Source organism: Sphingopyxis witflariensis, from assembly GCF_002205635.1.
GTDB lineage: Bacteria > Pseudomonadota > Alphaproteobacteria > Sphingomonadales > Sphingomonadaceae > Sphingopyxis > Sphingopyxis witflariensis.
The window spans coordinates 13,697-35,400 of sequence record NZ_NISJ01000011.1 but is presented as its reverse complement, the minus strand read 5'-3'; the positions used below and the strand labels follow the sequence as shown (position 1 = coordinate 35,400).

Annotated in this window: 22 protein-coding genes; 9 read left to right on the top strand and 13 right to left on the bottom strand. The window is 62.7% G+C overall.

All coding sequences use genetic code 11. The features are described 5' to 3' along the window. Positions 1–12 precede the first annotated feature (12 nt). Entirely contained in the window at positions 13–645 is a 633-nt protein-coding gene (locus CDQ91_RS17005; protein ID WP_088473891.1) for a TetR/AcrR family transcriptional regulator, read from the bottom strand. 79 nt (positions 646–724) lie between these two features. After that, on the bottom strand, positions 725–1,444 hold the full coding sequence (locus CDQ91_RS17000) for an SDR family NAD(P)-dependent oxidoreductase (protein WP_088473890.1): 720 nt from the start codon (positions 1,442–1,444) through the stop codon (positions 725–727). Between the two features lie 82 nt (positions 1,445–1,526). On the opposite strand from CDQ91_RS17000, the gene CDQ91_RS16995 reads away from it, so the two are divergent. From CDQ91_RS16995 to CDQ91_RS16980, 4 genes are all read left to right on the top strand, one after another. Then, positions 1,527–2,411, top strand: coding sequence for an alpha/beta fold hydrolase (locus tag CDQ91_RS16995; protein ID WP_237246025.1), 885 nt, complete (start codon positions 1,527–1,529; stop codon positions 2,409–2,411). A gap of 130 nt (positions 2,412–2,541) precedes the next feature. Next, entirely contained in the window at positions 2,542–4,986 is a 2,445-nt protein-coding gene (locus CDQ91_RS16990) for a TonB-dependent receptor (protein WP_088473978.1), read from the top strand. A gap of 988 nt (positions 4,987–5,974) precedes the next feature. Next, positions 5,975–7,146 (top strand): IS3 family transposase gene (locus CDQ91_RS16985; RefSeq protein WP_088470872.1). Its coding sequence is split into 2 segments (ribosomal slippage): positions 5,975–6,239 and positions 6,239–7,146, totalling 1,173 coding nucleotides; the frame shifts between segments, so codons are not numbered across the junction. A 45-nt stretch (positions 7,147–7,191) separates the two neighbouring features. Beyond that, complete coding sequence (locus CDQ91_RS16980) at positions 7,192–7,617, top strand: carboxylesterase family protein (protein WP_088473889.1); 426 nt, start codon at positions 7,192–7,194, stop codon at positions 7,615–7,617. 111 nt (positions 7,618–7,728) lie between these two features. On the opposite strand, the gene CDQ91_RS16975 is transcribed toward CDQ91_RS16980, so the two are convergent. After that, the gene (locus CDQ91_RS16975) at positions 7,729–8,376 is read right to left on the bottom strand and encodes a TetR/AcrR family transcriptional regulator (RefSeq protein WP_158213709.1); all 648 of its coding nucleotides are present in this window, start codon (positions 8,374–8,376) and stop codon (positions 7,729–7,731) included. 157 nt (positions 8,377–8,533) lie between these two features. Here CDQ91_RS16975 and CDQ91_RS16970 point away from each other — a divergent pair, with 157 nt between their 5' ends. The 4 genes from CDQ91_RS16970 to CDQ91_RS16955 all read left to right on the top strand — a co-directional run bounded on the left by CDQ91_RS16970 (position 8,534) and on the right by CDQ91_RS16955 (position 11,782). Then, positions 8,534–8,764 carry a hypothetical protein gene (locus CDQ91_RS16970; protein ID WP_144036807.1) on the top strand — a complete coding sequence of 77 codons (231 nt, stop codon included), beginning with the start codon at positions 8,534–8,536 and terminating at the stop codon, positions 8,762–8,764. A gap of 199 nt (positions 8,765–8,963) precedes the next feature. After that, on the top strand, positions 8,964–9,584 hold the full coding sequence (locus CDQ91_RS16965) for an EF-hand domain-containing protein (protein WP_088473887.1): 621 nt from the start codon (positions 8,964–8,966) through the stop codon (positions 9,582–9,584). 135 nt (positions 9,585–9,719) lie between these two features. Beyond that, on the top strand, positions 9,720–10,454 hold the full coding sequence (locus tag CDQ91_RS16960; protein ID WP_088473976.1) for a response regulator: 735 nt from the start codon (positions 9,720–9,722) through the stop codon (positions 10,452–10,454). Then, complete coding sequence (locus CDQ91_RS16955; protein WP_088473886.1) at positions 10,451–11,782, top strand: sensor histidine kinase; 1,332 nt, start codon at positions 10,451–10,453, stop codon at positions 11,780–11,782. Before CDQ91_RS16960 ends, CDQ91_RS16955 begins: the two co-directional genes overlap by 4 nt. Here CDQ91_RS16955 and CDQ91_RS16950 read toward each other — a convergent pair. From CDQ91_RS16950 to CDQ91_RS16920, 7 genes are all read right to left on the bottom strand, one after another. Further along, positions 11,779–12,579: an acyl-CoA thioesterase gene (locus tag CDQ91_RS16950; protein ID WP_088473885.1), complete on the bottom strand. Its 801-nt coding sequence runs from the start codon at positions 12,577–12,579 to the stop codon at positions 11,779–11,781. The two genes, CDQ91_RS16955 and CDQ91_RS16950, sit on opposite strands and share 4 nt — an antisense overlap. Before the next feature lie 7 nt (positions 12,580–12,586). Further along, the gene (locus CDQ91_RS16945; protein ID WP_088473884.1) at positions 12,587–13,756 is read right to left on the bottom strand and encodes a saccharopine dehydrogenase family protein; all 1,170 of its coding nucleotides are present in this window, start codon (positions 13,754–13,756) and stop codon (positions 12,587–12,589) included. 216 nt (positions 13,757–13,972) lie between these two features. After that, positions 13,973–14,452: a DoxX family protein gene (locus tag CDQ91_RS16940; protein ID WP_088473883.1), complete on the bottom strand. Its 480-nt coding sequence runs from the start codon at positions 14,450–14,452 to the stop codon at positions 13,973–13,975. A gap of 69 nt (positions 14,453–14,521) precedes the next feature. Beyond that, the gene (gene dcd / locus CDQ91_RS16935) at positions 14,522–15,076 is read right to left on the bottom strand and encodes a dCTP deaminase (RefSeq protein WP_088473882.1); all 555 of its coding nucleotides are present in this window, start codon (positions 15,074–15,076) and stop codon (positions 14,522–14,524) included. Between the two features lie 157 nt (positions 15,077–15,233). After that, positions 15,234–15,689 (bottom strand): cytidine deaminase, encoded by a 456-nt coding sequence (locus CDQ91_RS16930; protein WP_088473881.1) that lies wholly within the window; start codon positions 15,687–15,689, stop codon positions 15,234–15,236. Continuing rightward, complete coding sequence (locus CDQ91_RS16925; RefSeq protein WP_088473880.1) at positions 15,686–16,441, bottom strand: glycoside hydrolase family 25 protein; 756 nt, start codon at positions 16,439–16,441, stop codon at positions 15,686–15,688. The genes CDQ91_RS16930 and CDQ91_RS16925 overlap by 4 nt, the downstream gene beginning before the upstream one ends. Before the next feature lie 2 nt (positions 16,442–16,443). Further along, a complete protein-coding gene (locus tag CDQ91_RS16920) occupies positions 16,444–16,941 on the bottom strand; it encodes a UPF0262 family protein (protein ID WP_088473879.1) in 498 nt (165 codons plus the stop codon). Positions 16,942–17,261: 320 nt separating this feature from the next. Between CDQ91_RS16920 and CDQ91_RS16915 the strand changes: the two genes are divergently transcribed. Then, a complete protein-coding gene (locus CDQ91_RS16915) occupies positions 17,262–18,770 on the top strand; it encodes a replicative DNA helicase (protein WP_088473975.1) in 1,509 nt (502 codons plus the stop codon). A gap of 100 nt (positions 18,771–18,870) precedes the next feature. Here CDQ91_RS16915 and CDQ91_RS16910 read toward each other — a convergent pair whose 3' ends face one another. The 3 genes from CDQ91_RS16910 to CDQ91_RS16900 are packed head-to-tail and all read right to left on the bottom strand — an operon-like array spanning position 18,871 to position 21,704. Beyond that, positions 18,871–19,674, bottom strand: coding sequence for a phosphoadenylyl-sulfate reductase (locus tag CDQ91_RS16910; protein ID WP_088473878.1), 804 nt, complete (start codon positions 19,672–19,674; stop codon positions 18,871–18,873). Then, entirely contained in the window at positions 19,667–20,080 is a 414-nt protein-coding gene (locus CDQ91_RS16905) for a DUF934 domain-containing protein (protein ID WP_088473877.1), read from the bottom strand. Before CDQ91_RS16905 ends, CDQ91_RS16910 begins: the two co-directional genes overlap by 8 nt. Then, positions 20,073–21,704: a nitrite/sulfite reductase gene (locus CDQ91_RS16900; RefSeq protein WP_088473876.1), complete on the bottom strand. Its 1,632-nt coding sequence runs from the start codon at positions 21,702–21,704 to the stop codon at positions 20,073–20,075. Before CDQ91_RS16900 ends, CDQ91_RS16905 begins: the two co-directional genes overlap by 8 nt.

The window sequence follows — 21,704 nt, the reverse complement described above, 5'->3', positions numbered from 1 at the left end:
GGAGGGGGCGCGTTATTCGAGCGGTTGGCCGATGCTGCCCGTGCGGATGCGTTCGCGCACCCCGGCGAGAAAGAGCCGCAGCGATTCGACGAAAAGCTGTTCGTCGTCGAATGGATTGTCGGCGACGGCTTGCGCCAGACTCGGATATTTTTCGCTATCGACCGGCGGCATCGGGTCGATCCCGCGTGCGCGCGCAGATGCTTCGAACAGCGCGGCACCATAGGTGTATTTTTCGACCGCATCGAGGACGGTCATCTGGATCGCTGTCGGATACGGCTCTTCCGACGTGGCGCGGTCATAGGCGGCGAGCAGCATGTGGCGGGGGAAGTAGCGCAGGATCAGCGGCGCGGCGTTCGTGTGTTGGAGCAAGGTCTGCCGCGTCGCGACGCAGCGCGCGATAATCTGTTCCTCGAACGACTGGCCCGTCGCCGCGATCACCGGCATCCGCACCAGCATGATGCGCGCGACCTCCTGCAACAGCTCCGACTTGTCCTTGAAATGATGATAGAGCGAGGGCGGGCGGACGCCGAGCTTCTTCGCGACGAGGCCCAGGCTCAATTCTTCAAGACCATGCTCGTCGATGACGTCGAGCGCGGCCTGCGCCGCACCGCTACGCGAGATCAGGGGTTTCGAAGGTCGTGCCACGGCTATTTCCTGTTGCTTTAGCTGCTCATGGCAGCGCGGGCGGCGAAGGGCCAGCCTAAAAGAAGAAGGTTTTGGATCGTCAGCGGATCAACAGCCCGCCATCCACCACGATGCTCTGGCCCGTGATATAGGAAGCTTGCGGCGCGGCGAGAAACAGCGTCGCGGCCGCAACCTCGGCGGGCGTTCCGTAACGCCGCGCGGGAATGGCGCGCAGCATCGCCTCGCTCTTCCGCTCATCTTCGCGAACTCCGGCGGTCATGCGCGTTTCGATAAAGCCGGGTGCGACCATGTTGACGCGCACGCCGTCACGCGCCCACTGGTCGGCGACCGCGCGGGTGAAGCCAAGCAGCCCCGTCTTGCTGGCGGTGTAGGCGGGGGCATAGCCGATCGCGATGAAGCTGGCGCAGGACCCGATATTGACGATCGTTCCGCCGCGTTCGCGCAGGCCGGGATGGCAAAGATAGCAAAGCTCGACCGCGGCATTCAGATTGACGTCGATGACCCGGCCATAGCCCTCCATCGAATATTCATCGGGATGCGACTGGCCGGCGTTGTTGATGAGGATATCGATTGGCCCAGCCGCCTCGACCAGTTTGGCACGATCGGCAGGTTGATCGAGGCGCGCCTGGATATAGTTGAAGCGCGACAGGTCGTCGGCATAGTCGCTGGCCTCTGGGCGCGTCCCGCTGATGATCACATGGGCGCCGCTGTCGGCAAAGGCGGTCGCGATGCCCAGGCCGATCCCCTGCGTGCCGCCGGTGACCAGCGTGGTCTTGCCGCTGAAGTCGAATTGGATCATGCACTCTCTCCCATTAGCAATAAAACTATTGATGTTAGATAAGGCCGAGCGCAAGGCTTTGGCAAGCAGGAGTGGAGCCCCGATGACGAACGGTTTGCAGCATATGGTTTTCGTCGCGCAGGATGGCGTCAAATTGGTTGCCGACCGGGGCGGCGACCCGGCCGCGCCGGCGGTCATTTTTCTCCATGGTGGCGGGCAGACGCGGCACAGCTGGAGCAGGGCGGTCGAGCGGCTGCTGGCCGAGGGCTTTCAGGTCATCAATTTCGACGCGCGCGGGCATGGCGAAAGCGACTGGTCGCCGACCGGCGCCTATGCGCTATCGGATCGGGCGGCCGATCTGGCGGCCGTGACTGCCGACCTCAACGCGCCTTTCATTCTCGTCGGCGCCTCGCTCGGCGGGGCGACTTCGATCGTTGCGATCGCGCAGGGGCTAAAGCCGGCCGGCCTTGTCCTTGTCGATATTGTCCCCGAACCCGATGCGCGGGGCATCGATCGCATTATTTCCTTCATGCGCGGCCATCCCGATGGCTTTGCCTCGGTGGATGAGGCGGCGGATGCGGTCGCTGCCTATAATCCTGAGCGTGCGCGCCCGGCCGCGGGCCGCGGCCTCATGAAGAATCTGCGCGAGGGGAATGATGGCCGGCTGCGCTGGCACTGGGACCCCCGGATTCTCGAAACGCAGTCCGAGTTTCATCAAAGCGTCGTTCGCGAGGCGGCGCATAGTCTCGAATCGTCTTCGGACCTGTCCGTGCTGCTCGTGCGCGGCCTGTCGAGCGATGTCGTCAGCGATGCGGGGGTTGAAGCCTTTCGCCGGCAGGTTCCGCGGCTCCAACTGCTCGACGTGGCGGGTGCCGGCCATATGGTCGCGGGCGACCGCAACGATGCTTTCAACGACGGTGTCATCGCTTTTGCGCGGCGTGTTCTGGGCCAGGGCAAGCCCGCCATGCCAAGCAAAATTACTGCTTAACAGCCAGATCGAGGTCACCCACGTAAACCTTACGACGTTATTTTTAGCGATTGACTTTAAATCTAATGAGCGTAGGTTAATGGCCAAGGCCGCAGGTGACGGCCCGCTTTTTTATCTGGAGAGGACCGTCATGAATCGCAGTGCTTCGCTTCGTGCCATTCGCCACGCCTGCCTGGCGTCGATCATCGTTACGGCCGGATTGGCCGTCCCCGCTCAGGCGCAGGCCCAGGTCAGCGATCCGGCACCCACTGCCGACGAAGCCGTCAATGCGCCGGTCGAAGGCGAAATCATCGTTACCGCGCGCCGCCGCGACGAACGCCTGATTGACGCGCCCGTTGCGATCACCGCGCTGGGGGGCGCGCAGCTCTCCAATTATGCCGTCACCGAATTCAGCGACATGGCGTCGCTCGTCCCGACGATGGTCGCGGGTAAGGCCGCATCGGGTTCGTCGGCCAGCATCTTCCTGCGCGGCGTCGGCTCGACCGCGCTCAGCGCCGGTTTCGATCAGTCGGTCTCCTTCGTCGTTGATGGCATGCCGATGAGCCGCGGCCGCGAAATCAGCCTCAGCCAATATGACGTCCAGCGCGTCGAAGTGCTCAAGGGGCCACAGGCGTTGTTCTTCGGCAAGAATGCGACCGGCGGCCTGATCGCGGTATCGACCAACAATCCGCGCGACGTGTTCGAAGCCGGGTTCAAGGCGGGTTACGGCTTCGAAGCGCAGGAAAAATATGGCGAGGGCTTTATCTCGGGCCCGATCGCCGAGGGCCTGCGCGCACGCCTCGCATTCCGCGTCTCTGAAAGCGAAGGCGCCTTCACCAACACTGCGGCAGCGACCTATCTCGATCCCTTCGGTCTGGAGCGCCACCGCAACAGCAAATATCGCGGCGGCGGCCGGACCTACAGCGGCCGTGCGACGGTCGATTGGGATGCGACCGACAATCTGACCTTCCAGGTCAAGACCGGCTACACCGACCAGAAAGATGGCGGCCCGAGCGATATTATCGAACGCATCTGCGGCGGTGGGCGCACCACGCCCTTCACCGCCAACGGAATCCCGCCGAGCCCCAATGCCGATTGTGCGATCAATGGCCGGTCGGACAATGCGACGCTGCCGCTGACGGTCGCGCAGGCCGATTATCGTTACGCCGGCGATGGCCATATGTATTCGCGACTGAAGTCGGGTTACGGTATTTTGACCGCGACGCTGACCAGCGACGTGTTCGACGTTACGTCGATCACCTCCTATTATCGCTTCAAGCAGACCGATCTCAGCAACGTGTCGGGCGAAGCCTATCCGGCCAGCTTCTCGCAGCTTGCCGATTATCGCCAGACCGCCGAGGAACTGCGTTTTCAGTCGAAATGGGACGGCCCGGTCAACATGCTGTTCGGCCTGTTTGCATCGAGCAACAAGTTCATCTTCAACACCGATGCTTATATCTTCCCGTTGCCGGCCGCTGCCGGCAACCCGACCTTCACGACCTTTAAGCGGGACAATGGTTTTACCGGCAGCTCGATGTCGGCGTTCGGCGAAGTGACGGCCAATCTGACCGACACGATCGAACTCGCGGGTGGTGCGCGCTGGAGCTATGAAGCGCGCAACAGCTATCAGTCTTCCTTGCCCGCAAACGCAGCCTTTGCGGGTGCTTTCCCTGCCGGTTTGCGTCTCGACGACCGTTACCGCGAGACCGACCTCTCGCCGCAGGTCACGCTTCGCTACAAGCCGTCACGCGACCTGACCTTCTACGCGGCTTATAAGGAAGGCTTCAAATCCGGCGGGTTCAATATCTCGCAGACGCTGACTCCTGCGGCGACAGTCGCGGCCGGCGAATATGGCGCCGAACGCGCTCGGGGCGGCGAGGTTGGCGCGCGCGCCATCCTGATGGGGGGCGCGCTGTCGCTCAACGCCACCGCTTATTATTATGACTATCTTGACCTGCAGGTGCAGAATTTCGATCCGGTCACCATTGGTCAGGTCGTCGCCAATGCCGGCACCTTGCGCGTCAAGGGCATCGAGGGCGACTTCAACTGGCGCTCGGGCGGCTTCTCGCTGCGCGGCGCAGCGGCATTCAATGATGCGAAGTACAAGGACTATGTCGGCCAATGCTATGGCGGGCAGACCGTGGCTGCGGGCTGTAATCTGCTGGCGGGGCAGGGCGGTGCCTTCACCAGCCAGGACTATGACGGCCGCACCCCGCCAAAGGCGCCGCGTTTCGCGGGACGGATCGGTGCCAGCTATGACCTGCCGCTCAACGCGTCGGGCTGGACGCTGCAGCTGTCGAGCGACGTCACTTACACCGGCAAATATAATTTCACCGACACGTTGCGTCCCGACGGAGTCCAGTCCGCCTTTACCAAGATCGATGCGGCGCTGCGGCTCAACGGTCCCGACGACCGCTGGACGATCGGCCTGATCGGCCGCAACCTGACCAACGAACTGGTCGTCACCGCCGCGAATGATATTCCCTTCGCGGGCGGATCGGGGACCGGAACCGCTGGCCCCGGCGTCCTTGCCGACATGTCGGCCTTCGTCGACAATCCGCGCGAAATCTATGTCGAGGTCGGGTTCAAATTCTAAACCACCAGGGTGGCGGGCGGCATTATGGTGGCGCCCGCCATCACGGCCTTCGCGGGTCAGCTTGATCGCGTCGCAAAGTGCAGCCTGCTTTACGAAATAACCAGGCATCCCGGATTTGTCCGGGGATCCGCGCCTTGCTCCAAGCGGGCCCCGATCTGCAGGAAGTGCAAGTCACCGGCCATTCGGCCCCGAAAAAGGACGACGAGCTGTCGCGGCTTCGCGCGTCACCATGTGATGGCGGCATCTGCTCTTAATCTAAAGAGCCATATCAATGAGCCGTCGATGCGAGCGTGAGAGGTTGCGGCTGCGATCTCCACCATCGACGATGCGCGCTTTAAGCCGTGTCGCGCCCCGTGGGACTGCGGTCGCCAGCGCGGTTTCCTACCAATGACATGAAATCCCAGGCGCGCACGTCTCTGCTTTTGGTGCCGCGGACTTCGTACTGGGCATTTGAACAAGGTAGCGCAGGGTAAGTCAGCCATGCGGTGTGACATGCCCTTCGTGCGATATATTCGATTGTACTTGCGAGATAAGATAAGCGTGAATAGATGTTACGAATTAGATCACGAGAAGAGGGAAGCCGTAACTGGTTAATTTCTTGTTCGTATCAAAATGGGATTTTGACAATGTCGGATTCTCTAGAGATTTGCGACTACGCAAGCCTTGTATCGGTAAGGCAATCTGATCGTTCTGGAAATTTTGTCGAATCAGACAGTTCTGGCGAGTTTATGATATTGCATCATATTTCATGATAATCATGTTCAAATGTTATGATGATAGAACATTAGGGTAATGTTATCATTTCACTACCTAGTCTCACTGGCGATCGGCTGATTTGTTTGTGAATGTGACGGGTGAGTCGTAAATATCGTGGTATATCATTGATATAAAAACAGTAAATTTAACAGAATGGGTAAGGTCGCAATGATCTGCCCCCTTCTGAGTGGTCCAAAATTGATGATATTTTGGATTACGAAGGAGATTATGAATGCCGAGCAAGAAGCATCGCCCGGAAGAGATTATTGGCAAGCTGCGTGAAGCGGAGGTTGTGCTGGCGCAGGGCGCCACGACGGCTGAAGCGTGTCGCCGGATCGCGGTCAGCGAGCAGACCTATTATCGGTGGCGCAAGGAATATGGCGGCCTGAAAACCGACCAGGCGCGTCGGATGAAGGACCTGGAGAAGGAGAATCTTCGGCTTCGGCGTGCGATATCCGACCTCACTTTGGACAAGCTGATATTGCAGGAAGCTGCCCGGGGAAACTTCTGAGCCCCGCGCGCCGAAGGCGCTGTATCGACCACATCAGAACGATGATTCCGGTGTCCGAGCGGCGGCTCTGCCGCGTACTCGGGCAGCACCGATCGACACAGCGCAAGGCGCCCCGCGGGGCAGATGACGAAGCGGCTCTTACCGAGGATATCATTGCGCTGGCGCGGCAATATGGTCGTTATGGCTATCGCCGGGTGACGGCGTTGCTGCGCGATGCGGGGTGGCATGTGAACCGCAAGCGAGTCGAGCGCATCTGGCGACGCGAGGGGCTGAAGGTGCCGCAAAGACAACCGAAACGCGGGCGGCTCTGGCTGAATGACGGATCGTGCATCCGGCTTCGGCCAGAGTATCCCGGCCATGTCTGGTCCTACGACTTCGTCGAGGGCCGCACCCACGATGGTCGCAAATATCGTATCCTGTCGATCATCGACGAGGCGAGCCGGGAGTGCATGGCGTTGCCCGTGGCGCGTAAACTCAAGAGCGACGACGTGCTGGCGGCGCTGGCCGAACTGTTCGTCACGCGCGGGCCACCAGCGCATATCAGGTCTGACAATGGGCCGGAGTTTATTGCCACGGCAGTGCAGGAATGGCTGGCGAAGGTCGGTGTGAAGACGCTCTACATCACGCCCGGATCGCCCTGGGAGAATGGCTATTGCGAAAGCTTCAACGGATCGCTGCGCGATGAACTGCTCAACGGCGAAATCTTCTACTCGCTCGCCGAGGCCCGGATCCTGATCGAGGCCTGGCGGCGACATTACAACACCGTCCGGCCGCACAGCTCGCTGGGATATCGGCCACCGGCGCCGGAGGCCGTTCCCTCGCCAGTGTTGCCCTCCGGTTCCGCTTCGCTCCACCTACGGCCAACACTGGCGAGGGAGGCGTCAATGCACTAACAATCCACCCGGACCACTCGGTGGGGGCCGGTCAGCCTCGCGTCGGTGATCGACTGGGCAAAGGCCCATCGTGGCCCGCTGTTCGCTTATTATTTCACGCATAGCGAACCGGGGCCGGGGTCGGCGATGTTCGGGGCCTTCCACTCGGCGGAGATTCCCTATGTCTTCAATTCGCTCGGCGCTTCGCCGTGGCGAAACTTCTCCGCCGACGATCACGCAATCGCACATAATATGTCCACATATTGGGCGAATTTTGTGAAGTCAGGCAATCCGAACGGGTCCGCTGTGCCGAACTGGCCGCGCTTCGACCGGGCGCAGCCGGGCGTCATGGAACTGGGCGGCCATTTTGCCCCCTATCGGCCGCAGGGCGGCAAACTCGGACTTTTGCTCGATGCAATGCCCGAAGGGCCGGGACGCTCGATATTCGGCATGGCCAGTTTTACCGTGGCAGAGGATGCCAGCCGGAAATAGTCCGTCAAAGCGCCGCCGCCCGCTCGGTGGCGGTGTTTTGACTAGCCATCAGTCCTTCCAGTCGACCGGCAGGCGAGGCTCAGGTGAACAGCTGCGGTAATACCGCTTCGCTCACCATGCGGACCGTGCGAGGAGCAGCAGGTCGACGACCCGCGCAGCAAATGCCTCGACTTCGGTGGCGGGAATCTCGCGAACAATGGTCTCGGCCGAGTACCAGCCGGTGATCGCCGCGAGCATATGATGCGCCACGCCGTTCGCGTCGCGCACCTTCAGGCCGTCTCGTGCCGCCGCGGCCTCTATATCGCGTCGCAGCAGGTCAATCATATATAGATAGCCCATGGCGTACATCGCGCCAGACAGTTCGGGAAAGCGCTCGCCGTTGACGATGATCAGGCGCTGAAACGCCTGAATCTCCGGATTGACCAGTGAACGGGCGATTGTCCGGCCATGATGGTGCAGTCGCACGGCAATATCGTCGGTCAGCAACTGCTCTTCGATTGCGGCGGCCTCGGACCAGCCTTCGACAGCCGCCTCGACGACGGCCTTGAACAATGCAGGTTTCGACGGGTAGCGCGCATAAAGCGTGCCTTTCGACACGCCAGCCGCCGCCGCCACGCCCTCCATCGCCGCGGCATCATAACCGTCTTCCAGAAACATGCGGCGCGCGGTCGACAGGATGGTCTGTTCGATCGCCGCGACCTGACCGGCTTTGGGGCGTCCGCGTTTGGGGACGAAAGCTGTGCTTGGGGAATTGCTCACCGCCGCTATGTGGACGAGGTGCGCGTGATCGGCAACATCTGTGGATCGTGCAGATTAGCGGTCGAATGGCGGCAACAATAGGCTTTGAGCGGGATCAATTGACCGTGACGTTCGTTGCTATTGTTCGTCCAAGCCTATCGTCAGCACGGAGGATTTCATGTCCAAATTCAGGAAAATAGCAATATCGCTCGCCGCCATCTCGATGGTTGCGGCGCCGATGGCCGCTTCGGCCGCATCGGGTGCCCGCGCCTCTTCGGAGGTGAGCGGTGAGAATGATCTGGGCGGCAATGCGAGCTGGATCATCGGATTAATCGGTCTGATTGGCGGGGTGACGGCAGCGATCATCATCGACAACAACGATAATGACGACGAGCCCGTCAGCCCCTGACGGATAACAGACGCAGGATCATAACAGACGCAGGATCGGTGCATCCGTCTGGCGCTGCTTGCGGCGACATGAACGGAGCATCGATTTTGCGACAATTTGCGACAATTTTTCGCAAATCCGGCAAGCCGCTGGGACAAGTGTCGCCTAGAACGCTGTCATCGGGACCGCCCCTTTGGGTCCTTTGACAGGAGTTCGTGACGTGAAAACGAAGATTTCCCTTCTTACGCTGGGTGCCGCGTTGATCGCCGTACCCGTTCTCGCCGCCCCGGGTGGCGACCGCCACATGGGCGACGCCGACGGCAATGGAGTGCTGACCCGCGCCGAGGCGCAGGCATCGGCCACGCAGATGTTCGCCCGGATGGACGCCAACAAGGATGGCAAGATCGACGCCACCGACCGCGCCGCGCAGCGCGCCGAAATGCAGGCGAAGCGTTTTGCCACGCTCGATGCCAATAAGGACGGCAGCGTCAGCAAGGCTGAATGGGACCAGCATGGTGCCGATCGTGCCGCCAAGCGTGCCGAACGTGGCGCGAAGCGTGCCGATGCCGGCGAAGCCCGCGGCGGCAAGCGCGGTGACGGAATGCGCGGCCATCATGGCAAGCGCGGCGGTCACCACGGCGGAATGGGTGGCTGGATGAAGTCGGACACCAACGGCGACAAGGCGATCAGCCAGGCTGAATTCACCACCGCGTCGCTCGCCCGCTTCGACCGCCTGGACGCGAACAAGGATGGTCAGGTGACCGCAGAGGAACGCCAGGCCGCCCGTCAGGCAATGCGCGGCAAGCGCGGCGCCCCGTCGGCTCCCCCCGCGAGCAACTAAGCCTTCGGCCGGGACCGGTGGCGACGGGCAGGCTTTCCCCCTCCCGCCATTGCCTTTGCCACCGGTCCCTGCCAGCACGGTATCGCCCATCGACCCTTGGCCGGTGGGCGAACCTGTATGAATGACGGATGCAAGATGACCGATAGCGACATGCCCCGCATCCTGCTGATCGACGACGAACCGTCGATCCGCGAACCGCTGGCCGAATATCTGACCGCGCAGGGCTTTGCCGTCACCGACGCCGCAAATGCCGCCGAGGCGCGCTCGGTGCTGCGCGCGCAGAGCGTCGATCTGGTCGTCAGCGACATCATGATGCCCGGCGAAGACGGATTGTCGCTGACCCGTCATTTGCGCGAGACAAGCAGCATTCCCGTCATCCTGCTGACTGCGCGCGCCGAGGATACTGAACGGATCATCGGGCTGGAAATCGGCGCCGACGATTATGTCGTCAAACCCTTCAACCCCCGCGAACTGGTCGCGCGTATCCGCACCGTGCTGCGCCGGACGCAGCAGGGCGGCCGCGCGATCGATGCGACGGGCACCAGCTACGCCTTTGGCCGCTGGGTGCTGCGCGAGGTCGAACGTGTGCTGGTCGATGAGGCGGGGCATGAAGTCGCGCTGTCGTCGGGCGAGTTCCACCTGCTTCAGGCGCTGGTCCGCCATCCGCGTCAGGTGATGAGCCGCGACCGGCTGCTCGACCTCGTGCGCGGGCGCGAGGCCGATATTTTCGATCGTGCTATCGACAATCTGGTCAGTCGGCTGCGCAAGAAGATCGAGGACGACCCCGCACGCCCCCAGATCGTCAAGACCGTGTGGGGCGGTGGCTATACGCTCGCCTGTGAGGTCAAGCGGATGGGCCCCGCAGCGTGAAACTCCGCCTGTGGCCCAAAAGCCTGATCGGCCAGCTGGTCTTTGCCGTCGCGGTGATGCTGTTCGTGGCGCAGGCGATCAATTTCACCATGCTGGCGCGGGGGCAGAAGCAGCAGATGCTGGCGCATGGCGGCGGCATGGCGGTCGGGCGGATCGTCGATGTGATCGACCGCGACCGGCGCGGCGTCGTCGAACCCGACCATCGCGATGCGCGCGAACGCGGCCAGCGCTTCCGCGTTCTCGATCATCCGCCGCGCGTTCCGCCGCATGCTGTGGCGCTGCCCGATCTCGCCGATTATGTGTCGGGACTGCTCGTCGAGGCGGACCTGCGTCCGCGCACGGTCGAAGCCTGGGCACTGTCCCAGCGGCCGCATGCCAAGGCCGGAAAATATCCGTGGCGGACGGTGATGGTGTCGGCCGACGTCGATGGCCGCTATTATGTCGTCCGCACCCGCATGCCCGCGGGCGGCGACGGATTGCAGGGATTTCTGGTGTGGCAGACGCTGTCGCTTTACCTGTTGCTGCTCGTCCCGATCATGCTGATTGCGTGGCGCGTTGCGCGGCCGCTGCGCGAGTTGACGCGCGCGGTGCGAACGAACCCGGGGCTGCGTGACGCCCAGCCGCTGAAGGAGGAAGGGCCGTCGGACGTCCGCGACCTGATCAGCGCCTTCAACGCCTATCGCGGCCGGATCGTGACGATGCTGTCGGACAAGGACCGGATGCTCGGCGCGGTTGGGCACGACCTGCGTACCCCGCTCGCCAGCCTGCGCGTGCGGGTCGAACAGGTCGACGACGATGTGCTGCGCGACAAGATGATCGCGAGCATCGAGGAAATGACCGCAATGCTCACCGACATTTTGGCGCTCGCGCGGTCGGGTGCGGGGACCGAGGCGCAGGAGCGCGTCGGGCTTCGCACGCTGGTCGGCGAACTGGCGGCCGACTATCACGAGCGCGGCAAGGATGTCGCGGTGGCGGAGATCGCCAACGCCGACGTCATGGTGCGGCCGATGCTGCTCAAGCGCGCGCTGCGCAATCTGGCCGACAATGCGATCGCCTATGGCATGCGCGCGCGCCTGTCGGTGGCGATCGCCGGGGGGCAGGCGCGGATCATCATATCCGACGATGGCCCTGGCTTGACCGACGAGCAGATCCGCACGCTGATCGAACCCTTCGCGCGCGGCGAGGAATCGCGCAATCGCACGACCGGTGGTGCCGGGCTCGGCCTGTCGATCGCTCGTGACATTGCGGAGGGCGAAGGCGGCGCGCTGACGCTCGCCAACCGCGAGGGCGGCGGGCTTGACGCAGTGATTTCGTTGCCGCTCGCCTAGGTGTAAATCGCGATCCCCTGGCTGCCGCTGACCACCGGCTCACCGGCGCGGTTCCAGATCATCATGTCCTGCACCGAAAAACCACCGCGTGCATAGCCCGCCTTCGCTGACAGCAGCCACCAGCCATCGTCGGTCTGCGGCGTGCCGGTCAGCATGTTGACCGTCCAGTTCATCGAACTGATCGGCCCGAACTCACTGAACAACGCCATTGCCGCAGGGGGCAGCGCGTCGCCCATCGCGAGCAGCGCGACTGCGGGATGGCACGCCGGTTCCTCGACGAAACGCACCCAGGTCAGATATTCGCCGACGCCGCTTTTCCACGCAAAGCGCGGACCGGTCGTCGGGCGCATGTCGAAATGGCGCGTGAAGGGCGGGCGTGCATGATGGTCGGGCACCGGCGCGAGCGTTTCCGGATCGGGCGCGTCGGGCATGGTCAGCCGATTATGATCGACATGGCTCGTGCGGTCGCCTGAAAAGGCAAAGACCGCCGCAGTGCCAAAGCCCGCATCGCTCGACACCCCGGCATCGATGAACAGGCTCGACTTCGACTGCCGCAGCACGCGCGTTGCGATCGTGCAATCGCCGCCGACCGGGCCGACGAAGCTGATCTGCGCATAGCGCAGCGGCGTCTCGGTCGGGTGCAGCTCCATCGCGCCCGCTAGCGCGACCGCTGAGCTGATCCCGCCATAAGCGGTGCGGCCCTGCATCCATCCTTCGTCGATATGCGCCTTCGCCACGCCCTCTTCGGTACGCAGCGTCGAAAGCAGCGCGTCGAGCGCGCTGGGGGAGGTCGTCATCTGGTGCTCAATCCTCGATCTGGAACGTCAGTCCGGCATGCTCGGTCAGCCGCGCGATCAGCGCATCGCCGAGCAGCGCGCCGGGAGTCCACACGCCGCCTTCGCCCTTGTTCGCGAGCAGCGCGATTCCGGTCTCGGCAAGCATCTTCGACGTCGAACCATAGCCGGGATCGCGGTCGCCCTTGACGCTTGCACGGACCGTGGTGCCGTCGGGATATTCGCCGACGAACAGCACGTCATAGAAGCCTTTTTCGCGCTCTTCCTTGCTCGGGCCTTCGCCGGGCTGGAGCTTCGATTCGCCGAACGGGTTCGCCTTGGCGATTGCTTCGGCCATCGCTTTCCCGGCGTCGCCGATCGTCGTTACCAGCATCTCGTCATAGACCAGATCTTCGCCCCACGCGTGGCGGAGCAGGAAATTGGTGCGATGAACATTTTTGGTGTTGATTGGCGCCATGACAAATGGCGCGGTCCAGGCGCCCGTTGCCGGATCATATTCAGGAACCAGCCCGGTCGGCTGCGACGGCCCTTCGAAACCGGGGGTCAGTGCGAAGCTGGATTTGAGCAGCAGCGCAAGCGAAGGCTTTTTCGCAATGGCCTTCAGCGTCTCGGTCAGGCTGGCGATCGTGCCGCCCGAAGCGCCGCCCGACATTTTGCGGACACGGCCTTTAACGCGCGGTGCGGGCTTGCCGTGGCGCTTGATCGCCTCGGCCTGCAGGAAATGGACGCCAAGGTCGAAGGGGATCGAGTCGAAGCCGCAGCTGAAGGTGATGCGCGCGCCCGACGCCTTGGCGGCGTCCTGATGCGCGTCGATCATCTCGCGCATCCAGCCGGGCTCGCCGCACAGATCGGCATAGGCGGTGCCTGCGCGGACACAGGCGGCGACGAGCGGCGCGCCATAAAGCTGGTACGGCCCGACCGTGGTCAATATGACCTTGGCGCGCGCCGCCATCGCATCGAGGCTCGCGGGATCGCTCGCATCGGCGACGATCAGCGCAGTGTCCTTCGGCGCGCCGATCAGGTCGCGGATTTCGGCGAGTTTGTCGGCACTGCGTCCCGCCATCGCCCATTTCGGCGCGTCGGCGCGGTCGGCATAATGCTGGACCAGATATTCGGCGACAAGGCGACCGGTAAAGCCGGTCGCGCCATAGATGATGATGTCGAAATCGCGGGTAGCCATGGCATCCCTCCCTTTTACGTAAACGTTAACCTGAGGCTAGCGCAGGCTGAAAGCGATGCCAAGCGCGTAGAATGGGCCATGCGGTGGTTCGACGTCGGGACTCCCTTCCTTCGTCATGTCGGGCTTGACCCGGCACCCGCCTTTTCCCTTCAGGACAGGCGGGCCCCGGATCAAGTCCGGGGTGACGATGTGTGAGAGACAATGCCGCTGCTCGTATCAGCGGCGCCAGAAAGGGCGTTTCTCGACGACGACGGTTTCTCCTGCGGTCTCGGTGCGCGCGGCACGCAGTTCCGCGTCATGCAGCGCCAGTTCGTCGCGGCGGCGCTGGCGCAGCGCATCATAGCTCCAGCGCGTATGGCCATAGCCGAACAGGCAGAGCAGGCCGCCCGCGATCGCCAAATTCTTTATCGCCGCCATTGCCTGCATCGGATCTGCGAAATCGCGGTGGAAGAAGAGGATGGTGAGCAGCACGAAACCCGCGAGCAACACCGACACCAGCCGCGTCGCGATACCGAGCGCGATGCAAAGGCCCGCGATCAGTTCAAACAGCCCGGTCGGAATGGCGAGCCCGCCCGGCAATCCGGCGGCGGAAATCATCGCGCTGGTGTCGGATACATGGATCAGCTTGTTGATCCCCGACACGATGAAGATGACGGCGATAAACAGGCGTCCGAGAAAGACGGCAAGCATGGACATGGGTGATCCTCCACTCAATGCCCCCGCGCTTGTCCTTTCAGGACGCGTGGGAGCCCGGGAGGTTCCGGGTCACAGTTTGGGCAGGGTCACGCCCTGTTGCCCCATATATTTGCCCGCGCGGTCGGCATAGCTGACCTCGCACGGTTCATTACCCTTCAGGAACAGGAACTGGCACGCGCCCTCATTGGCGTAAATCTTGGCGGGCAGGGGGGTTGTGTTGGAAAATTCCAGCGTCACATGCCCCTCCCAACCCGGCTCGAGCGGGGTGACGTTCACGATGATGCCGCAGCGCGCATAAGTCGATTTGCCAAGGCAGATGACAAGCACATCGCGCGGAATACGGAAATATTCGACCGTCCGCGCCAATGCGAAGCTGTTCGGCGGGATGATGCAGACGTCGGTTTCGCGATCGACGAAATTCTTCGGATCGAAATCCTTGGGGTCGACGATCGTGCTATCGACATTGGTGAAAATCTTGAACTCGGGCGCGACGCGCGCGTCATAGCCGTAAGAGGAGAGGCCGTAGCTGATACAGCCGTCGCGGCGCTGCGCCTCGACGAACGGTTCAATCATGCCCTGCGTTTGGGCGGCTTCGCGAATCCAGCGGTCTGAAAGAATGGCCATGGCGCTGTTTGTCGGGGCTAGCGCGATTGCGCAAGCGGTCAGTAGAAAGTTGATGTTCCCCGGCGAAAGCCGGGGCCCAGAGCGTGAGAATGCCAACCTGGCCTGGTCCCTGCTGGACCCCGGCTTTCGCCGGGGAGCACGGCATAGGAATGTCCACTTATTCGATCAGCCCGAGATCCTTGGGACCAAAGGCGGCGGGCAGCAGTTCGCTGAGCTTATAGCTCTTCACCGCCATGCCATCGCCCGACGCGCAATGGACCAGAATGTCGGTTTTCGATCGCTCGGCTGCCTCGTTCAATATCTGGCGGCAGCGGCCGCACGGATTGACGGGGTCGCTGCCGAGGAGATCGTCGCCGTCGGGGCGGCCGCCGATGATCGCGACTTCGGCGAGCTCGCCGATCCAGCCTTCGTTCGCGATCTTCGCGACGGCTGCGGTTTCGGCGCACAGCGTCAGCCCATAGCTCGCATTCTCGACATTGGCGCCGGTGACAATATCGCCGTTCTTCAGCAGCAGCGCCGCGCCAACGTGGAAGCCCGAATATGGGGCATAAGCGCGGGTCGCGGCGTCGCGCGCGGCGGCGATTAACTCATCGCGGGTCGCATCATCGGTCATCGCGTGTCTCCTTCGGGTCGCAGCACATTCCAGCCGACGGTGCCGTCGGCACCCGACAGGCGGATATAATTATTCGCCTGCCACATCGCCCATGGGTGGGCGCCATAGTCGGCCTCGAAAAAGTCGCGGCGCAGCCATGTCGTGCGCGCGATGCCGCTCGTCACCCGATATTCGGCCTCGAACGCCGGTCCCGGCGCGATCAGGCTGCGCTTGCCCATATGCGCCTCGATCTGCGCGAGGAAGGTCGCGAGTTCGGACAACAGCAACGCGCGTGTCGGGCGGTCGGGGCAGCGGTCATCGAAATCGAGCCACACGACCGCAGGCAGCGCGTCGGGGCGGCGCGCGATGTGGCGGATGAAATTCGCGGCCTGATCTGTCGCCAGCTGGCAGAGATTATAGCGGTGGATGGCCCCCGTTCGCACCCCGACCTCGCGTGCGCCGGCGATGTTGCGCGCATACATCGGGTCGATGCCGCGCGTTCCCTGCGTCGCCATCACATAGGCAAAATCGGCGCCCGCGGCCTTGATCGAGCCCCATCGGACCGCGCCATTGCCGGCGTCGATCGTCACGCCCTGGGTCGGATAAATCTCGCGCGGCGGCGTCCAGCGCGCCGCCCACCACAGTGCGAGCCCGGTGGCGAGCAAGAGCAGGACAAGCGCCGCGCCCGCGCGCCGCAGCGCTTGCGCAACGGCCTCTTTCCAGCCGCCGCTCCGTTTCGCCGCGCCTTTGTTTCTGATTGCCCCCGTTGCCACCGTCAGCCCTTGATATGAAGGACGCAGATGAGCGTGAACAATCGTCTCGCGGTGTCGAAATCGACTGCAATCTTGCCGTCGAGCCGGTCCATCAGCATCTCGGCCGCCTCATTGTGCAGCCCGCGCCGCGCCATATCGACGGTTTCGATCTGCTGCGCGGTCGAGGTTTTGATTGCCTGATAATAGCTGTCACAGATGGCGAAATAATCGCGGATCGGGCGGCGAAAGCGCCCGAGGCCGAGGATGATCGCCTCCAGCGGAGAACCATCTTCGCGCGAGATTTCAAAGATCAACCGGCCTTCTTCAACACGCAACATCAACCGGTACGGCCCGGCATAGCCATCCTCATGCCCGCGCTGCGGCACGAATTTATTATCCTCGATCAGGTCAAAGATCGCGACGCGGCGTTCCTGTTCGACATCGGGATTGCGCCAGACGATCGAACCCTCGTCGAGTTCGACCGAAATGATCCGTTGTTTCGAGGGGTCTGCGTCGGCCATGCTGCCAGTGCTTCTACTTGGCCCGCCGCGAAGGGCAAGGGGCCTTCCGATTGCATATCATTCTGCCGTTTGTCCTGAGCTTGTCGAAGGGCCGTCCTTTCTTTTGCTACGTCGCGAAAAAGGACAGTGCCCTTCGACTGCCTTGGAGGCGCTCAGGAGAGCCTTCGACAAGCTCAGCACAAACGGATTTGAGGTAATCGGGAGCGTCCAAAAACTTATCCACAGGATGCTCCACAGCCTTGACGCACCCGGCAATCGCATATGACATCATACGCCACCGCCCGGTTGCGCCCGCCGCCGCTTCGGCGCATGATGGCGGCATGCTTGATGTTGTTCGACTTTCCGCATCCCCCGCCGGGGATGACCGCCAATTGCCGCGCAATATTGAGGCGGAAGCCGCCTTTCTGGGTGCGATCCTGATCGACAACCGAGTCGTCGAGGATCTGCCTGTCGCGCTTCACCCCGATCATTTTTTCGAGCCGCTGCACGGCCGTATTTTTCAGCACACCATGGGGCTGATCGAGCGCAACAGCATCGCGACCCCGGTGACGCTCAAACCCTATTTCGATGCCGATGAGGCGATGAAGGCGGTCGGCGGCGTCGGCTATCTCGCGCAGCTCACCGGCAGCGGTGCGGGCCTGATCGGTGCGCGCGATTTCGCGCGGCAGATTTTCGACCTCGCATTGCTCCGCGAACTGGCTGGGGTGGGGCGCACGCTTGTCGAAAATGCGCTCGATACCAGCGAACGCGTCGACCCGCAGGCGCAGATCGAGGAAGCCGAAACCGCGCTTTACCGCGTCGCGGGGGGTGAGGCCGAAATGGGTTCGGTCAAAAACTTCAGCCAGGCCAGCCTGACCGCGCTGCAAGCCGCTGAACGTGCGCTCAATTCGGGCGGTCACCTGTCGGGTATCACGACCGGTATCGCGAGCATGAACGCCAAGATCGGTGGCATGCACAATTCGGATCTCATGATCCTCGCCGGACGTCCGGGCATGGGCAAGACCTCGCTCGCGACCAACATTGCGTTCAACGCCGCCGAACGCTGGCGCCGCGACGAAGATGACGGGATTCCGCCCGAAAAGAATATGGGCGCGAAGGTCGCCTTCTTCAGCCTTGAAATGTCGGCCGATCAGCTCGCGACGCGCGTGCTCGCCGAACAATCGGGGGTGTCGGGCGAAGCGCTGCGCATGGGCAAGATCAGCAAGGAGCAGTTTCAGCAACTGTCGCGCGCCGCGCAACAGCTTCAGACATTGCCCTTGTTCATCGACGACACGCCCGGCCTGACGATCGCGGGCCTGCGCACCCGCGCGCGGCGCCTGCAGCGTCGTCACGGCATCGGTTTCATCGTGATCGATTATCTCCAGCTGTTGCAGGGTTCGTCGAAGAGCGGCGACAATCGCGTGCAGGAAATTTCGGAAATTTCGCGTGGTTTGAAGACGCTGGCGAAGGAGCTTCATGTGCCGGTGATGGCGCTGTCGCAGCTCAGCCGTGCTGTCGAGCAGCGCGAGGATAAACGGCCGATGCTGTCCGATCTTCGTGAATCGGGCTCGATCGAGCAAGACGCCGATATGGTGATCTTCGTGTTTCGCGAGGATTATTATGTCGGCTCACGCGAGCCCAAGCGCCCGGTCGAGGGCGACGATGTCAAGATCCACGCCCAGCATGAAGAATGGGCGGCCGAAATGGAGCGCGTCTTCGGCCTCGCCGAAGTGATCATCGCCAAGTCCCGTCACGGCTCGATCGGCAAGGTTCGTCTGCACTTCGAGGCGAAGACGACGAAGTTCAGCGATCTCGCCGACGGCAGTCAGTCGTTTGAGGATTATGAGTGAGGGCCAGCCCCCAAACGCCGTCATTGCGAGCGCAGCGAAGCAATCCAGAGTAGCGTAAACCGCCCTGGATTGCTTCGCTTCGCTCGCAATGACGAGAGTGTCAGAACGCCGGGTCGTTCGCGGGATCGTTATCGATCGGGGTCACGACCTCTTCGTGAATACCACATTCGGTCTTGTCCCAGCCGCGCCAGCGGCCCGAGCGCGGGTCTTCGCCGGCCTGGACCTTCGACGTGCAGGGCGAGCAGCCGATCGACGGATAGCCTTCGGCCTCCAGCGGGTGGCGCGGCAGGCCATATTCTTCGAAATAGGCGTTAAGCTGGTCGCGCGTCCAGTTGGCGAGCGGGTTGAACTTCAACCGGCCGCTGCTGCCATCGAGTTCGAAACGTGCCAAACCCTGCCGCGTAGACGACTGAAATCCCTTGCGTCCGGTGATCGACGTATCGAACTCGGCGAGCGCCTTTTCGAGCGGCTTGACCTTGCGGATCTCGCAGCAGCCGTCGGGGTCATATGACCAGCGCAGCTCGGTTGCGTCCTTGGCCGCCAGATCCTCGGGATCGGGGGTCAGGTTGACCATGTTGAGCCCCAGCTTCGCCGCCAGTTCATCGCGATATGCCAGCGTTTCGGGGAAATGCTTGCCGGTGTCGAGGAACAGCACCGGCATGTCGGGCGCGGCTTGCGTGACGAGGTGCAGCAGCACCGCGCTTTCGGCACCAAAGCTCGACACGATCCCGGTTTCGCCGAGCAGTCCCGCGCCGATGACGCTCGCGACCACCTCCGCCGCGTCCTGACCGCGGAAGAGATTGTTCAGGCGGATGACGTCCGCCTGCGTGAAACGCGGCGCGACGTCGATCGTGTCGCGGATACGGTCGTCGGAGCCTTTAGGGGGGGCGGATTTGCTAGCCATGACGCAATTTCCATATCGGCACGGCGCCATCGGCGGCGCCCTGATAATGTTCGGGCCAGCGCGTCAGCGCGGCTTCGACATCGTCGGGATTGAGCGACTTTTCGGGCGCGAAGCTGTCGAAGCCGCAGCGCTTCAAATAGGCGATCTGGTCGACCAGAACGTCGCCCTGCGCGCGCAATTCGCCAGTGTAGCCCGCCTCGCGCAGGATGCGTGCCGACGAATAGCCGCGGCCGTCGCGGAACTTGGGAAAGGCGACCTCGATCAGCGCAAGCCGGTCGAGAAAGGGGATTAGCGCGCGCGCATCCTCGTCGGGCTCGAGTCGTACCGCGGTCGCGTTCGACTGTTCGAGGAAGGCGTCGAGGGTGACTGCGGGTTCTTCGCCGTCGCTGTGGATATGCTCAACCATAGATCGCCTCCTTGAACGGGGCCATGCCGACGCGGCGGAAGGTGTCGACGAAGCGTTCGCCCTCAGTGCGGGTCTCAAGATATTTGTCCGTGACGCGCTCGATCGCATCGACCACGCCATCCTCGTCGAACCCGGGGCCTGTGATCGTGCCGAGGCTCACATCCTCTGCGCCCGAACCGCCGAGCGACAGCTGGTAGTTTTCGGTGCCTTTGCGGTCGACGCCCAGGATGCCGATATGGCCGGCATGATGGTGGCCGCAGGCGTTGATGCAGCCCGAAATCTTGAGCTTGAGCTCACCCAGATCGCGCTGGCGCACCGGATCGGCGAAGCGCTTTGCAATCTTCTGTGCAACCGGGATCGAGCGCGCATTGGCGAGGCTGCAATAGTCGAGCCCGGGGCAGGCAATGATATCGCTGATCAGGTCGAGGTTCGGCGTCGCGAGACCCGCGGCGTCGAGTGCCTGCCACACGGCATAGAGATCGGCCTTGCGGACGTGCGGCAGCACGATGTTCTGCGCATGGGTGACGCGCAACTCGTCATGGCTGTATTTCTCGGCCAAGTCGGCCATCAGGTCGATCTGCGCCGATGAGGCATCGCCGGGGATGCCGTCGACAGGCTTCAGGCTGATGTTGACGATCGCATGACCCGAAACCTTGTGCTTCGCGACATTCTGGTCGACCCAGACGGCAAAGTCGGGATCGCTGCGATCGATCGCGTCGGGCGCCGAAGCGTCGAGCGGCGGCATCGCGAATTGCGCCGCAATGCGGTCGAATTCGGCCTTCGGCGGGTCGATGCCCAGCGACTTTACATGGGCGAATTCTTCCTCGACCTGGCGGCGATATTCATCCGCGCCCAGCTCGTGGATCAGGATCTTGATCCGCGCCTTGTAGATATTGTCGCGGCGGCCGTAGCGATTGTAGACGCGCAGGCATGCCTCGGCATAGCTCAGCATATCCTCAAGCGGCACAAATTCCTTGATCAGCGGTGCGATCATCGGGGTGCGGCCCATGCCGCCGCCGACATAGAAAGCGGCGCCATGGACACCGTCCTTCTCGACGAGCTGGATGCCGATGTCATGGAGGCGCATCGCGGCGCGATCTTCCTCGGCCGCAATCACCGCAATTTTAAACTTGCGCGGCAAATAGCTGAATTCCGGGTGGAAGCTCGACCACTGACGCAGCAATTCGGCCCACGGACGCGGATCGGTGATCTCGTCGGCAGCGGCACCGGCCCACTGGTCGGAACTGATGTTGCGGATGCAATTGCCGCTCGTCTGGATCGCGTGCATCTCGACCGATGCCAGATCTTCGAGGATCGCGGGCGCATCTTCCAGCTTGATCCAGTTATATTGGATATTCTGGCGGGTGGTGAAATGGCCATAATCGCGGTCATATTTGCGCGCGATATGCGCGAGCATGTGCATCTGGCGGCTGTCGAGCGTGCCATAGGGCACCGCGACGCGCAGCATATAGGCGTGGAGCTGAAGATAGAGGCCGTTCATCAGCCGCAGCGGCTTGAACTGATCCTCGGTGATCTCGCCCGCAAGGCGGCGGCGGACCTGGTCGCTGAACTCGGCAACGCGGGCATCGACCATCGCATGGTCATATTCGTCATATTTATACAT

Excerpts from the sequence above, each read along its gene's own strand:
- CDQ91_RS16920 (WP_088473879.1), bottom strand. The coding sequence starts at position 16,941 with ATGGCCGACGCAGACCCCTCGAAACAACGGATCATTTCGGTCGAACTC.
- CDQ91_RS16940 (WP_088473883.1), bottom strand. The coding sequence starts at position 14,452 with ATGTCCATGCTTGCCGTCTTTCTCGGACGCCTGTTTATCGCCGTCATC.
- CDQ91_RS16950 (WP_088473885.1), bottom strand. The coding sequence starts at position 12,579 with ATGACGACCTCCCCCAGCGCGCTCGACGCGCTGCTTTCGACGCTGCGT.
- CDQ91_RS16905 (WP_088473877.1), bottom strand. The coding sequence starts at position 20,080 with ATGGTTGAGCATATCCACAGCGACGGCGAAGAACCCGCAGTCACCCTC.
- CDQ91_RS16945 (WP_088473884.1), bottom strand. The coding sequence starts at position 13,756 with ATGGCTACCCGCGATTTCGACATCATCATCTATGGCGCGACCGGCTTT.
- CDQ91_RS16990 (WP_088473978.1), top strand. The coding sequence starts at position 2,542 with ATGAATCGCAGTGCTTCGCTTCGTGCCATTCGCCACGCCTGCCTGGCG.
- CDQ91_RS16995 (WP_237246025.1), top strand. The coding sequence starts at position 1,527 with ATGACGAACGGTTTGCAGCATATGGTTTTCGTCGCGCAGGATGGCGTC.
- CDQ91_RS16915 (WP_088473975.1), top strand. The coding sequence starts at position 17,262 with ATGCTTGATGTTGTTCGACTTTCCGCATCCCCCGCCGGGGATGACCGC.
- dcd (WP_088473882.1), bottom strand. The coding sequence starts at position 15,076 with ATGGCCATTCTTTCAGACCGCTGGATTCGCGAAGCCGCCCAAACGCAG.
- CDQ91_RS16930 (WP_088473881.1), bottom strand. The coding sequence starts at position 15,689 with ATGACCGATGATGCGACCCGCGATGAGTTAATCGCCGCCGCGCGCGAC.
- CDQ91_RS16960 (WP_088473976.1), top strand. The coding sequence starts at position 9,720 with ATGACCGATAGCGACATGCCCCGCATCCTGCTGATCGACGACGAACCG.
- CDQ91_RS16910 (WP_088473878.1), bottom strand. The coding sequence starts at position 19,674 with ATGGCTAGCAAATCCGCCCCCCCTAAAGGCTCCGACGACCGTATCCGC.
- CDQ91_RS17000 (WP_088473890.1), bottom strand. The coding sequence starts at position 1,444 with ATGATCCAATTCGACTTCAGCGGCAAGACCACGCTGGTCACCGGCGGC.
- CDQ91_RS16900 (WP_088473876.1), bottom strand. The coding sequence starts at position 21,704 with ATGTATAAATATGACGAATATGACCATGCGATGGTCGATGCCCGCGTT.
- CDQ91_RS16970 (WP_144036807.1), top strand. The coding sequence starts at position 8,534 with ATGTCCAAATTCAGGAAAATAGCAATATCGCTCGCCGCCATCTCGATG.